The organism is Mesorhizobium sp. B1-1-7 (genome assembly GCF_006442705.1).
Taxonomy (GTDB): Bacteria; Pseudomonadota; Alphaproteobacteria; order Rhizobiales; family Rhizobiaceae; genus Mesorhizobium; species Mesorhizobium opportunistum.
Map to the genome: position 1 here is coordinate 15,629 of NZ_VFWQ01000009.1, position 13,264 is coordinate 28,892.

General features: G+C 65.2%; 10 protein-coding genes. 5 read left to right on the top strand and 5 right to left on the bottom strand.

Features of this window, described 5'->3' with window-relative positions:
* Nucleotides 1-104 precede the first annotated feature (104 nt).
* The 5 genes from FJ978_RS16385 to FJ978_RS16405 all read right to left on the bottom strand — a co-directional run bounded on the left by FJ978_RS16385 (nucleotide 105) and on the right by FJ978_RS16405 (nucleotide 6,376).
* Nucleotides 105-569: a MucR family transcriptional regulator gene (locus FJ978_RS16385; RefSeq protein WP_140572946.1), complete on the bottom strand. Its 465-nt coding sequence runs from the start codon at nucleotides 567-569 to the stop codon at nucleotides 105-107.
* Between the two features lie 212 nt (nucleotides 570-781).
* Complete coding sequence (locus FJ978_RS16390; protein ID WP_140572947.1) at nucleotides 782-1,480, bottom strand: ROK family protein; 699 nt, start codon at nucleotides 1,478-1,480, stop codon at nucleotides 782-784.
* A 14-nt stretch (nucleotides 1,481-1,494) separates the two neighbouring features.
* Nucleotides 1,495-2,871: a glucose-6-phosphate dehydrogenase gene (gene zwf / locus FJ978_RS16395; RefSeq protein ID WP_013892324.1), complete on the bottom strand. Its 1,377-nt coding sequence runs from the start codon at nucleotides 2,869-2,871 to the stop codon at nucleotides 1,495-1,497.
* Nucleotides 2,872-2,893: 22 nt separating this feature from the next.
* Entirely contained in the window at nucleotides 2,894-3,910 is a 1,017-nt protein-coding gene (gene gnd / locus FJ978_RS16400) for a phosphogluconate dehydrogenase (NAD(+)-dependent, decarboxylating) (RefSeq protein WP_140572948.1), read from the bottom strand.
* 48 nt (nucleotides 3,911-3,958) lie between these two features.
* The gene (locus tag FJ978_RS16405) at nucleotides 3,959-6,376 is read right to left on the bottom strand and encodes a glucan 1,4-alpha-glucosidase (protein WP_140572949.1); all 2,418 of its coding nucleotides are present in this window, start codon (nucleotides 6,374-6,376) and stop codon (nucleotides 3,959-3,961) included.
* Nucleotides 6,377-6,585: 209 nt separating this feature from the next.
* Between FJ978_RS16405 and FJ978_RS16410 the strand changes: the two genes are divergently transcribed.
* From FJ978_RS16410 to FJ978_RS16430, 5 genes are all read left to right on the top strand, one after another.
* Nucleotides 6,586-7,599 (top strand): ABC transporter substrate-binding protein, encoded by a 1,014-nt coding sequence (locus FJ978_RS16410; RefSeq protein ID WP_140572950.1) that lies wholly within the window; start codon nucleotides 6,586-6,588, stop codon nucleotides 7,597-7,599.
* Nucleotides 7,600-7,642: 43 nt separating this feature from the next.
* Nucleotides 7,643-9,112 carry a sugar ABC transporter ATP-binding protein gene (locus tag FJ978_RS16415; protein ID WP_140572951.1) on the top strand — a complete coding sequence of 490 codons (1,470 nt, stop codon included), beginning with the start codon at nucleotides 7,643-7,645 and terminating at the stop codon, nucleotides 9,110-9,112.
* A gap of 1 nt (nucleotide 9,113) precedes the next feature.
* A complete protein-coding gene (locus FJ978_RS16420; protein WP_181176872.1) occupies nucleotides 9,114-10,094 on the top strand; it encodes an ABC transporter permease in 981 nt (326 codons plus the stop codon).
* A 3-nt stretch (nucleotides 10,095-10,097) separates the two neighbouring features.
* Nucleotides 10,098-11,045, top strand: coding sequence for an ABC transporter permease (locus tag FJ978_RS16425; protein WP_140572953.1), 948 nt, complete (start codon nucleotides 10,098-10,100; stop codon nucleotides 11,043-11,045).
* 125 nt (nucleotides 11,046-11,170) lie between these two features.
* Nucleotides 11,171-13,243: a 3-hydroxyacyl-CoA dehydrogenase NAD-binding domain-containing protein gene (locus FJ978_RS16430; RefSeq protein WP_140572954.1), complete on the top strand. Its 2,073-nt coding sequence runs from the start codon at nucleotides 11,171-11,173 to the stop codon at nucleotides 13,241-13,243.
* Nucleotides 13,244-13,264 lie beyond the last annotated feature (21 nt).

Genomic DNA, 13,264 nt, shown 5'->3' on the forward strand with positions numbered 1-13,264 from the left:
CCTGTCTGGTCTATCCAAGCCACAAAAGCACGAAGCCTGCCAAGGCAAATTCGCCGGCAGGCTTCTGTTCCAGTCGTCCTAACGTTTGGCTCAGCTTTGAATGGTCAGGCCGAAACCTTGGCCTTCCGGGCCTTGCCCTTGACGGGCGCCACTACGGCCGCCTTGCGGCCGAGGCCGATCGACTTCGCCAGCAGCGAACGCGAGGCGGCGTAGTTGGGGGCGACCATCGGGTAGTCGGACGGCAGACCCCATTTGGCGCGATAGGCGTCCGGGCTCAGGCCGAAATGCACGCCGAGATGGCGCTTCAGCGATTTGAACTTCTTGCCGTCCTCGAGGCAGATGATGAAATCCGGCATCACCGACTTCTTGGGGTTGACCGCGGGGACCAGGGGTGCCGCCACCGGAACGGCCGGCTTGCCGAGGCCGCTGATCGAGGTGGCGACGCTGGCAATGAGGTCGGCCAGGCCGGAGGCGGGCAAGCGGTTCTTCTCGACGTAGGCGGACACAATATGGGCGGTCAGTTCGAGAAGGTCGATGTCTTTGCGCGCGTCGTTGCTATCGTCGGTCAATCTTTCCTCCGTCTATGGCGCGCAGCCTCGAAAATCGGGCTCGTTTTCGAAAGGACAGTGCGCAAACTCTAAGTGCTGAAGCGACTTTCGCGGACCCCTTGGTCGCGCCGCAGTGTAGTTCGGCGAAACTCCTAGTCGGCAAATCTGCTTAATGCAATGACTGACGTGGCGTCACACGTGATTTTGAACAACTATACTAAAACGTAATAATATCAGACGATCAAGGCCTTGTCTCGCCACAGACGAAACCCGCCTTCGAAAGCGCGTGTGTTGTCGCCGCGCCTGCTGTCGGTGGGCAGCTCGTCGAGCTTGTCGACATTGCCGCCGCCGATGACGATATAGTCGGGCTGCAAGGCGGCGCGGAGCCGGCCGACGACGTCGAACACATATTTGCGCCACTTCTTCTTGCCGTGCTTTTCCAGGCCGCGTTCGCCGACATAGTCTTCGAAGCTCCTGCCTTTCCTGTAAGGAAGATGGGCGAGTTCCATCGGCTGGCCGACATTGTCGAGGACCATCGCCGCGCCAAGGCCGGTGCCGAGGCCCAGGAACAGCATGCGCCCGCCTTCATAGCTGCCGATGGCCTGCATGAGCGCATCATTGACCACCTTGACCGGCTTGCCGAACTGCGCGTCGAAATCGAAGCCGGCCCAACCCTTGCCGAGGTTCATGGGGTCGAGCACCGGCTTGTTGTGACGCACCGGGCCTGGATAGCCCATCGAGATGACGTCGTAGGACAGGCCCTCGGCGAGCTTTTTCACGATGTCGATCATCTGTCGTGGTGTCAGGTCCGGGCCGGAATCGGCCCGGCGTTCCGCTTCGCCGGCGCTGGTCAGGATCTTGATGTGCGAGCCGCCGATATCGATCGAAAGCACGATCTTGCCGGTGTCCGTCTGCTTCGCCGCCTTCGCCATCGCTTCCCCTCCGCTCATGCTACCGGGTCGATCCAGCCATTTGGCGGACCGAAGTTGGCCATGGCGTCCGCCGGTCCCCATGTCCTGGGCTCGTAAAGGTGCGGCGGGGTGGTGTCGCCGAGCACCGGGCCGACGATGCGCCAGGCAAGCTCGGCCGCGTCCTGGCGCGTGAAGAGCTGGCCATTGCCGTTCATGGCGTCGCCGATCAGCCGTTCGTAAGGCGGCATATCGCCCTTGCTGTCGTCGAGCGCGGTGAGTTCCACCTGCTCGCCGACCATGTCGTCGCCAGGCGCCTTGCGCTGCGCGCCGATGGCGATCACCACCTGCGGGTCGATGCGGAAGCGCACGTAGTTCTGGTCGGCCGGCTTGATCGGGTCGAAGACGTCGAGCGGCGGCCGCTTCAGCCGCACCACCACCTCGGTGACATGCACCGGCATGTTCTTGCCGGCGCGGATGAAGAACGGCACGTCCTGCCAGCGCCAGGTGTCGACGAAGAAACGCACCGCCGCGAAAGTCTCGACCGGCGAGTTCGGCGCCACGCCGGGCTCCGCCAGATAGCCGGTGAACTGGCCGCGCACGACGTCGTCCTTCGTCAGCGTCCTGATCGCCCGCAGCACCTGCACCTTTTCGTCGATCAGGTCGTCGGCCGAGCGGCCGACGGGCGGCTCCATGGCCAGCAGCAAGAGGATGTTGAGCAGATGGTTCTCGATAACGTCCCTGATGCAGCCGACGTCGTCATAGAAGCGGCCGCGCCCTTCGACGCCGAAATCCTCGGCCATGGTGATCTGCACGCTTTCGACGTAGTTGCGATTCCAGATCGGCTCGAGCAGCGAATTGGCGAAGCGGAAATAGAGCAGGTTCTGGATCGCTTCCTTGCCGAGATAGTGGTCGATGCGGAAGATCGACTGTTCGTCGAAAACCAGGTGCAGGACCCGGTTCAGCCAGCGCGCCGACTGCAGATCGTGACCGAAGGGTTTTTCCACCATCAGCCGCGCGCCGTGTGCCGTGCCCGACTGCTCCAACCCTTGCACGACCGTCTCGAACATGGTCGGCGGCACCGCCATGTAGTGCAGCGGCCGCTGGGCGCTGCCGAGCGCGCTCTTCAGCTTTTCGAACGTCGCGCCGTCGCGGTAGTCACCGCTGACATAGCGCAGCAAATTGGCGAATTTGGCGAAGATCTTTTCGTCGATCTTGCCGAGCGCGTTGACGATGCCGTCGCGGGCACGGGCCTGCAACTGCTTCAAATCCCAGGCGTCGAAGGCGACGCCGATCACCGGTTCGGTGAGCGTGCCCTTGGCGACCATCTGGTAAAGCGCCGGAAATATCTTCTTGTGGGCGAGGTCGCCGGTCGCCCCGAAGAGCACCAGCGTGTCGGACCGTTCCTGGCTCATGCCTGTGTCTCCCCTGCCGCCGTCACTTGCCGGCCTTCGGCTTCTCGACATGGCCGCCGAAGGCATAGCGCATGGCGGACAACAACTTGTCGGAGAACTCGGATTCGCCTTGCGAGGAGAAGCGGTCGAACAGCGCCGAGGACAGCACGGGGGCGGGCACGCCGGTGTCGATCGCCGCCTTCAGCGTCCAGCGGCCCTCGCCGGAATCCGAGACCCGGCCGCCGAACTGCGCCAGGCCCGGATCGCTCTTCAGCGCCCCGGCAGTGAGATCGAGCAGCCAGGAGCCGATGACGCTGCCATGGCGCCAGACCTCGGCGACCTGGGGAAGGTCGATGTCGAACTGGTAATATTGCGGATTTTCCAGCGGGCTGGTCTCGGCGTCGGCGGTACGCTGCCGCTTGCCGGCATTGGCCGATTTCAGGATGTTCATGCCTTCGGCATAGGCGGCCATGACGCCATATTCGATGCCGTTGTGCACCATCTTGACGAAGTGGCCGGCGCCGCTCGGCCCGCAATGCAGGTAACCGAACGGTGCCGTCCCGGCAGCCTTGTCGGGGGTGGGCACGCCGGCATCGGCGCCCGGCGCCAGCGTGGCGAAGACCGAATCGAGGTGCTGGACGGCGACGTCGGGGCCGCCGATCATCAGGCAGTAGCCACGCTCCAGGCCCCAGACACCGCCGCTGGTGCCGACATCGACGAGATGGATACCCTTGGCGGCCAGCTTCGTGGCTTGGTCGACGGCGTCGTGATAGTAGGAATTGCCGCCATCGATGACGATGTCGCCGGGCTCCATCAGGGCCGAGACCTGATCGATGATCTTGCCGGTGATGGCTGCCGGCAGCATCAGCCAGACGCAGCGCGGCTTGGCGAGCTTGCCGACGAATTCCGCCATCGACGCCGCCCCCAGGGCGCCGTCACCGACCAGGGCCGCGACGCTGGCGGGGTTGATGTCGTAGACGACGCATTCGTGGCCGTCGCGCATCAGGCGGCGGACCATGTTGGCGCCCATCCGGCCCAGTCCCATCATTCCGATCTGCATGGTTTCGTCCCTGTTTGCTGGAGATTTGGGGTTTGTCGAGGAAGGATTTTAGCGGCTATCCTGCTCGCCCGATGTGACGGAGAAGTCGACATTCTCCCAATCGCCGGTCCCGGGCCAGAAAAAAGTGAAGGTCAGCGTGCTTCCGCTGGGGAGGCCGGCGACGGGCAGATCGACAAGGTGGATGCCGAAAGCATTCTCTTCGGTCTTGCTGTCCTGGACGGTCGTCCAGTTGTCGATGCTCCAATGCACCGTGGCCGGAGCCAGCAGCTCGACGTGCAACGTCTTGCCCCCAGGCAGCGCACGGATCTTGTTGTTGAAGCGCCATGTCCTGAACGGCGATACGGTCCTGTCCTCGATGTAGCGCTTCACGCCTTGCGGCGGCATGTCGAAGACCGCGCCGTCGCGCAGCGAGCGCAACAGCTTGATGTGCTCCGAATGGGCCCAGACCAGCGGCATGGCGCTGCCCGATGGCCTGCCGCGCAACAGTTCGCGCTCGGGCATGTCGACGCCGTCCCAGACCTGTTCCGGCAACAGGCCGCAGGTTCCGGCGGATCGTTCCAGCGTGTCGAGCAAGCCGGCGGCCTTGTCCTTGCGACCCGCCGCCAGTTCGTAATGGGCGCGCTCACCGGCGAGCAGCGGCCACGGCCGGCCTTGGCCGGTGCCGTCGAAGGGCGAGCCGTCCTCGTGCTCGCCATAGCCGTCGCCATTGTAGCGGTACCAGAGCGGCCCTTGCGGCAATGCGCAGCGCAATTGCGCGTCGATGACCTTGACGGTGTCGACGATGCGCGGATCGTCGGCGGCCCGGAGGCCAAAGCGGACCAGCGCCAGCGCATCCGGGCTGACGATCTCTTGCGCCGGCCGATCGGTGTCGCCAGGTGGCCGGTTCTTGATCGGGACAAAGCCATCCTTCGGCGAGCCGGCCTCGGCGCTGTCGGGCGGCGAGATGCGGACATAGTAGCCGTCGACGCCGGCGACCTCGCAGGTGGCCGTGGCGGTGACATAGGTCCAGCGCTCGACCTGGTCGTTCCAGACGTCCGCGGTCTCGCGCAGATAGGTTGCCGCGTCCGCCTTGCCGCAGGCGTCGAGCAGGTCGGCGGCGGCAAGCAATGCGGCGATCTCGACGGCGAGCGTGAACGGGCTGTAGCCGGCGTCCTCTTCCCAGCGGTCCTCGCCAGTCACGGGTCCATTGCGCACGACATAGGTTGCGGCGCGCTCGATCATCGGCTGGAAGGTGGCGAGCCTGGTGCGCGGCAGGTGCCCGGCGCGGTGCAAGGCATCGGCCAGCAGCAGCGGAAAGGCGCATTCGTCCATCTGGATGCCGGGCCAATAGGCGGATCCGTCGAGCCAGGCGTTCTGCGGCCAATGACCGTCCGGCTGCTGGATGGAGGCGAGATAGTCGAGGATCTGTAGCGCCGAGGCGGCATCGCCTGCCGCGAGAAATCCGCCCGCCGTCTCGACAAGGTCGCGGGGCCAGACCAGATGGTAGCCGCCGAGGTCGTCGTCACCTTTGTCGAAGCCCCAGGGGATGGACAGGCTGGCGACCGCCGCGCCCGGCTCCGTGATCGAGCGGTGCGTCGCCAGGACAGCGGTGCTGGTTCGATAGCTGTTGACCCCGGACGCCGCGTGCCGATCCAGAGGCAGCAGCCCGGCCTGCCATTTGCGCCAGTTCTGGACGTAGGATTTCGCGGCAGGCTCGAAGCCCCGCTTCAGGCTGGCGAAGGCGTTTTCCGCGGCCTCATCCGGTGTCGCGCCAAAACCCAGCGCCAGCACGGCCTTTGTCCTGGCCGATGTGAAGCCAATCTCGCCGGTCAGCGCGACATTGCCGTTCTCGGCGCGCTGGCAGGCTGGATCGAGCTTGCCGGCATGGGTCAGTTGCTGCCAGCCGTCGGAGAAGCCGACATAGCCAGCCGAACAGTCTCGCCAGGGCAGCGACGAAGCCAATGCCAGACAAGAGCCGCGTCCTGAGGCGAACAGCATGGATTTTCCGTCGTGGGCGCCGATCCAGGCGGTGTTGCCTATGCCGGCATTGACCAGATGCGGCGCCAGCAAGGCGTAGATGCGGTAGTCGCCAGCCGTGCCCTTGAGCGGCGTGAAGGTAATTTCCTGCAGCAGTGCGGCGCGTGCCGGGTCGGCAAGGATGCGCTTTTCGATGCGGTAGGCGCCATCGGTGGCGGTGTTGACCAGCCTGTAGGCCGGCACGCCGTCCTCGAACGGCTCGATGGTATGCGCGGCATCGCGCTTTTCTTCCGAGAAGTAGCCGTCGGGACCGGTGACGAGCAGGCCGAGGTCGCGGGTGCAGGCGCTGTCGAGCCGCGGGTAGTAGACTTCGTTGAGGATGCCGTGGCTGATGGTGAACCAGATCTGACCGGTCGGCGAAAGCGAAGTGCCGACGCCACTCTTGGCGCTTGACGTCCAGCGCGCCGGAATTCCCGGGGCGCCCGGGGCATTTTTTGGCGTCACTGGCATTCCGTTTCGGTCTCCTGACCCACTCCCTAGACAGGACCCGGAGCCATTTCAATCATTGCACCGCAAGTTGATCGGCACGCCCTCGCTGATTGCAGTTGACAGCTCGCCGGCCTTCTGCACTTTTGTCTGACAATAGATAAAAAACAGGTACGCAAGCGCGATAGTCACCAACAGCCCTCAAGACCAGCAACTCTCGGGAGGAGTATGACATGAAGAAGCTATTTGTCCTCGGCACGCTCGCAGCGGTGCTCACCGCCGGCACGGCACTCGCCGATACCAGCGGCAAGAAGATCGCATTCTCAAACAACTACGCCGGCAATTCATGGCGGCAGGCGATGCTCGACAGCTATGGCATCGTCACCAAGAAGGCGGTCGACGACAAGGTGGTCGGCGCGGCCGACATCTTCACCACCGCCGACAAGGAAGTGCCGACGCAGGCAGCCCAGGTGCAGAACCTGATCCTGCAGGGCTATGACGCCATCGTCATCAACGCGGCTTCGCCCGACGCGCTCAACGGCGCCATCAAGCAGGCCTGCGACGCCGGCATCGTCGTCGTCTCCTTCGACGGCATCGTCACCGAGCCTTGCGCCTACCGCGTCGTGGTCGACTTCAAGGACATGGGCAAGCAGGAAGTCGAGCAGATGGCCAAATTCCAGCCCAAGGGCGGGAACCTGTTGGAAATCCGCGGCCTTGCCGGCACTTCGATCGACGATGCCATCCATGCCGGCATCCTCGAAGGCGTCGCCGCTCATCCCGAGTTCAAGATCGTCGGTTCGGTGACCGGCGACTGGGACCAGACCACGGCGCAGAAGGCGGTGGCGACCATCCTGCCGTCGCTGCCCGATGTCGTCGGCATCGTCGACCAGGGCGGTGACGGCTATGGTGCCGCGCAGGCCTTCGCCGCCGCCAACAAGCCGCGCCCGACCATCATCATGGGCAACCGGCAGGACGAGCTGAAGTGGTGGAAGGAACAGAAGGAGAAGGACGGCTACCAGACCTGGTCGGCCTCGATCGCGCCGGGTGTGTCGACGCTCGCCTTCTGGGTGGCGCAGCAGGTGCTCGACGGCCGCAAGGATATTCCGCACGATCTCCTGGTGCCATATCTGGCCTTCACCCAGGACGATTTCGAGGCAGCCCTGCCGAAGATCAAGGAGGGCGGCGTCGCCACACACGAATACACGCAGGAAGAAGCGGTGGCGGCTATCAAAGCCAACATCAAGTGAATGTGGCGTTGGCATCCATGCCGGCAAGCGGATATCGTTGAGCATGCCTGAAGGAAACGCCGACATCATCAGACTGAACGGCGCCGAAAAACAATTCGGCGCCGTTCGCGCGCTGGGCGGGGTGGATTTCCATGTCGGGCCCGGCGAGTGCGTCGGCCTGGTCGGCCACAATGGCGCCGGCAAATCGACGCTCATGCACATGGTGGCGGGGACCTTGACGCCCGACAGCGGCAAGATCGGCGTGCATGGCACCGTCGAGGACAGCTACTCGGTGTCACGCGCGCAGCAGCTAGGCATACGCTGCGTGTTCCAGGAACTGTCGCTGTGCCCCAATCTCAGCGTCGCCGAGAACACGCGCATCAACCACGCTTCGCTCACCGGCTTCGGCTGGCGGCGCAAGGCGGCCGAGCTGATCTCCGCCAAGCTCGACGAGATTTTTCCCGGCCACAGCATTTCGGCATCGGATATCGTTGCCGACCTGTCGATCGGCCGGCGCCAGATGGTCGAGGTCGCCCGTGCCTTCACGGTCACGCAAGATCGGCTCGACCTCGTCATCCTCGACGAACCGACATCCTCGCTCGACGCGCATACGGCCGGCCAGCTGCTCTCCTTCGTGCGCCGCTTCGTCGCCGGCGGCAAAAGCTGCATCCTGATCTCGCACGTCTTGGGCGAGGTGCTGCGCAATGCCGACCGCATCGTGGTGATGCGCGACGGCAAGGTGGTGGCGTCGGACGCGGCGGATGCCTTCGATCGCGACCGGCTGGTGACGGTGATGGGCGGGGCGGAGGCGCGCCGGAAGATCGCGGCGCAAACCGCTGCCGCCAAATCCGCCGCCAGCCCATTGCGGGTGCGGGCGCGGCCCGCCGCGCAGAAGGACGGCACCGACCTTGTCGCCCGTGCCGGCGAAATCATCGGCCTTGCCGGGCTGGCCGGACATGGGCAGACCGACCTGCTGCTGTCGATCTTCAGTGCGGCCTCACGCGCCAGGAAGGGCATCGAAGTGACGGCGCCGGTGGCGCTGGTGGCCGGCGACCGCCAGTCGGACGGCATTTTTCCGCAATGGTCGATTGCTGAGAATATCGGCATCGGTTCGCTTGCACGCCTGCGCAACGGGCTTTTGATTTCGCCGCAACGCGAGGCCGAACTGGCGCGGTCCTGGCAAAAGAAGATCGGAATTCGCACGCCGGACATGAACAACAACATCTTTTCGCTGTCGGGCGGCAACCAGCAGAAGGCGCTGTTTGCCCGCGCCCTTGGCTCGGATGCGCAGATCGTGCTGATGGATGATCCGATGCGCGGCGTCGACATCGGCACCAAGCTCGAAGTCTACGACCTCGTGCGCGAAGAGGCCGGCCGCGGCCGCACCTTCCTCTGGTATACGACCGAAACCGAAGAGCTCGACAATTGCGACCACATCTACGTCTTCAAGAACGGCCGCATCGTCGCCAATCTGCGCCGCGACGAGCTGACCGAAGAGAAGATCATCCAGTCCTCCTTCGGCGATGCGGCCTGAGATGACGGCGGCGACACTCGAAAACGGTCTCAAGGCGTCCGCGGCGCGCGGCAGCGCGGCACGCGCGCGCCTGCTGCGCGGGTTGCTGCCGGCGCTGTCGCTGGCGCTGGTGCTCATCGCCATCGCCTGGCTCAACCCGCGCGCCATCAGCTATTTCGGCTTCAGCCTGATGCTGAACCTGGCGATCCCGATCGCGCTGGCGACGATCGCGCAGATGTTCGTCATCGCGGGCAACGAACTCGACCTGTCGATCGGCACCTTCGTCGGTTTCGTCGGCTGCGTCACCGCGACCTGGCTGAAGGACGCGCCGCTGATCGGCGTCGCCATACTGCTCGGCTCGATCTGCATCTATGCGCTGCTCGGGGCGCTGATCCATCTGCGCAACCTGCCGTCGATCGTGGTGACGCTCGGCATGAGCTTCGTCTGGCAGGGGCTGGCCATTCTCGTGCTGCCCAAGCCGGGCGGCAAGGCGCCGGACTGGCTGCTGGCGATCATGTCGTTCAAGCCGCCCCTGGTGCCGTTTCCGATCATCGCGGCACTGCTGATCGGGCTCATCGTCCATTTCGGCCTGATGCGGACCTCCTATGGCGTGATCCTGCGCGGCTCCGGCGGCAACCCGGCTGCGCTCAAGCGCGCCGGCTGGTCGCTGCTCAAGACCAAGATCGTGCTGTTCGCGCTGGCCGGCCTGTTCGGCGTGCTGTCCGGCATGGCGCTGATCGGCATCACCACCTCGGCCGATGCCAATATCGGCAATGGCTACACGCTGCTGGCGATCGCCGGGGTCATCCTCGGCGGCGGCGAATTCGTCGGCGGCCGGGTGTCTCCGATCGGCGCGGTGATCGGCGCGCTGACGCTGGCGCTGGCCGCTTCGCCGTTGCTCACCTTCATGCACATTCCGCCCGACTGGCAGGTGGCGGCCAACGGCGCCATCCTCATCATCGTGCTGGCGGCGCGGGTGCTGATCAGCCGCAAAGAGAGGTGAGCGATGACGCTGGTGAAATCGCTGGCCGGCAAACCGTGGATATGGTCATTCGTCGGCGCGCTCGTGGTGTGGCTGGCGACGATCGCCTTCACCGGCGGCTACGGCGGCGGCGGCATGGTCACGGCGGCACTGTCGCTCGCCGTGTTCACCGTCATCGTTGGTGTCGGCCAGATGTTCGTCATCACGCTGGGCCCGGGCAATGTCGACCTGTCGCTGCCGGCCAATATCGGTCTTGCCAGCGCGGTCGCCATGAAGGTGATGGGCGGCAGCGATTCCATGATCGTGGTCGGCCTGCTGGCGGCGCTCGCCTGCGGGGCGGCGATCGGCGCGGCCAACTACCTGCTGATCTGGGCGCTGCGCATCCCACCGATCATCGCCACGCTGTCGGCGAGCTTCATCATCCAGTCGATAGACATCAGCTATGGGCGCGGGCTGCAGATCAAGCCGCCGCCGGGCTTCGCCAATTTCGCCAACTGGCAGATCCTGGGCGTTCCGGTGCTGGCGATCCTCACCGTGCTGTTCACCATCGGTGCGGCCATCGCGCTGCAGCGCATGATCTATGGCCGCTCGGTGCTGGCGATCGGCCAGAACATCCGCGCCGCCTGGCTCGCCGGCGTCAATGTCGGCCGCATCCGCTTCCTCACCTACACGCTGTCGGGCGCGCTCGGCGGCATCGACGGCGCGCTGCTCGCCGGCTATTTCCGCGGCGCCAATGTCGATATCGGCAACGAATATCTGCTGGCCTCGATCGCCGTGGTGGTCATCGGCGGCACGTCGGTCGCCGGCGGCAAGGCCAATGTGCCGGGCGTCTGGGGCGCGGCGCTGTTTTTGGTACTTCTGCTGACCATGCTCAACACCTTTGGGGTCAGTGCCGGCGTGCGGCTGCTGCTGACGGGGCTGATTATCGTTGGCGTGATCACGGCCGCAGGTGGGGAGAGGGCGGTGCGGTAATATTTAGCGCCTTCGCCGCCCTACAGCCCTTCCGGACAAGCATTGTGCCAGAGCGACGCGCGGTTCCCATTCGCGGCGCGGCCTAGTAAACCCTCCCGATCGCAGCCGGTCTCGGGAGGTTCAGCTTGTCCAATTTTGTCAGCGTTACCAGGGACAATGATGTCGCCGTCGTCACCATCGACAATCCGCCGGTCAACGCGCTGAGTTTTCATGTTCGTGAGCCACTGATGCAGGCGCTGGTTGCCCTGCGCGACGATGCTTCGGTCGCGGCAATCGTCATCGCCTGCGCCGGCCGGACGTTCGTCGCCGGCGCTGATATCACGGAGTTCGGCAAGCCGATGCAGCCGCCGGAGCTGCGCGCTATCGTGGCCATGCTGGAAACCATCGCCAAGCCGACCGTTGCCGCCATACACGGCACCGCGCTCGGCGGCGGCCTGGAACTGGCGCTCGGATGCCATTTCCGTGTCGCTGACGCCGGCGCCAAGCTTGGCCTTCCCGAAGTGAAGCTCGGCCTCTTGCCGGGTGGCGGTGGCACGGTGCGGCTGCCGCGCCTGGTCGGCCCGGTGAAGGCATTGAAGATGATCGTCTCGGGCACACCGATCGGTGCGGAGGAGGCGCATGGAGCCGGTCTCGTCGATGCCGTTTTCGAAGGCGATCTGCCCACACATGCCGTGAACTTTGCCAGGGAGTTGGCCCGCAAGGGTGGTCCCTTCACGCCGGTGCGTGATCGCGATGACCGCCTCAAGGAAACCGACCTGGCGGCCTTCGATGCCGAAGCGGCGGATCTTGCCAGGAAGGCGCGGGGCCTCGAGGCGCCGATCGCCTGTGCGCAAGCGGTGCGCAATGCCGTTACGCTGCCCTTCGACGAAGCGCTGGCGGCGGAACGGGCGCTGTTCGCTGGACTGGTCGCCAGCGATCAGTCGCGCGCGCAGCGGCACCTGTTCTTTGCCGAACGCGAGGCGGCAAAGGTTCCCGGCAAGGACACGCCCAAGCGCAGGATCGCGCGCGTCGGCGTCATCGGCGCCGGCACGATGGGCGGCGGCATCGCCATGGCCTTCGCCAATGGCGGTTTTTCGGTCACCTTGCTGGAGACCAGCGAGGAAGCGCTGCAACGCGGGCTGGCTACGATCGAGAAGAACTATGCCGTCTCCGTTTCGCGCGGCTCCCTGACCGAGGACGCCAAGCGTCAGCGGCTCGCCCAGTTCAAGGGCTCCACCGACTATGCCGACCTCGCAGACTGCGATCTGATCGTCGAGGCGGTGTTCGAGGACATGGCGGTGAAGAAGGAGGTGTTCGGCAAGGTCGCTGCGGTGGCCCGGCCAGGCGCCATCCTCGCCACCAACACCTCCTATCTCGACATCGACGAAATCGCCGCCTCGGTCTCGCGGCCGCAGGATGTGCTCGGCCTGCATTTCTTTTCGCCGGCCAATGTCATGAAGCTGCTGGAAATCGTGCGGGCCGACAAGACCGCGCCGGATGCGCTGGCGACCGTCGTCGACCTGGCGCGGCGGATCGGCAAGGTGGCCGTCGTCGTCGGCGTCTGCCACGGCTTCGTCGGCAACCGCATGCTGGCGGCACGGGGTTCGGAGTCGGAAGCGCTTCTCCTGGAGGGTGCGACACCCAGCCAGATCGACAAGGCCTTCACCGATTTCGGCTGGCCGATGGGGCCGTTCCAGATGGGCGATCTCGCCGGCCTCGACATTGGCTGGCGCAACCGCAAGGCGCGCGGCCAGACGGCCGTCATCGCCGACACGCTGTGCGAGCAAGGGCGCTTCGGCCAGAAGACCGGCCGAGGCTTCTATCTCTACGAGGCCGGCGCGCGGTCAGGCATTCCCGATCCCGAGGTGGAGGCGCTGATCCGCGACAAGGCGGCCGAGCGCGGCATCGAACCGCGCGCGATCGGTGCGGACGAAATCATCGAGCGCACGCTTTATCCGTTGGTCAACGAGGGCGCGAAGATTCTCGAGGAAGGCATAGCTGCCCGTGCATCCGACATCGATGTCGTCTGGGTCAATGGCTACGGTTTTCCAATCGGCAAGGGCGGCCCGATGTTCTGGGCCGGCCTCGAAGGCGCGGCCAGGATCGTCGAGCGGCTCGAGCATTGGCACCAACAGACCGGCAAGGATGTGTTCAAGCCGGCCCCGCGGCTTAAAGCGATGGCTGAGACCGGCTCCTGGGAGGCCGGCGCGACGGGCTGATCACACGGCGGTCGATGAGCG

Excerpts from the sequence above, each read along its gene's own strand:
- FJ978_RS16390 (WP_140572947.1), bottom strand. The coding sequence starts at position 1,480 with ATGGCGAAGGCGGCGAAGCAGACGGACACCGGCAAGATCGTGCTTTCG.
- zwf (WP_013892324.1), bottom strand. The coding sequence starts at position 2,871 with ATGAGCCAGGAACGGTCCGACACGCTGGTGCTCTTCGGGGCGACCGGC.
- gnd (WP_140572948.1), bottom strand. The coding sequence starts at position 3,910 with ATGCAGATCGGAATGATGGGACTGGGCCGGATGGGCGCCAACATGGTC.
- FJ978_RS16405 (WP_140572949.1), bottom strand. The coding sequence starts at position 6,376 with ATGCCAGTGACGCCAAAAAATGCCCCGGGCGCCCCGGGAATTCCGGCG.
- FJ978_RS16410 (WP_140572950.1), top strand. The coding sequence starts at position 6,586 with ATGAAGAAGCTATTTGTCCTCGGCACGCTCGCAGCGGTGCTCACCGCC.
- FJ978_RS16415 (WP_140572951.1), top strand. The coding sequence starts at position 7,643 with ATGCCTGAAGGAAACGCCGACATCATCAGACTGAACGGCGCCGAAAAA.
- FJ978_RS16420 (WP_181176872.1), top strand. The coding sequence starts at position 9,114 with ATGACGGCGGCGACACTCGAAAACGGTCTCAAGGCGTCCGCGGCGCGC.
- FJ978_RS16425 (WP_140572953.1), top strand. The coding sequence starts at position 10,098 with ATGACGCTGGTGAAATCGCTGGCCGGCAAACCGTGGATATGGTCATTC.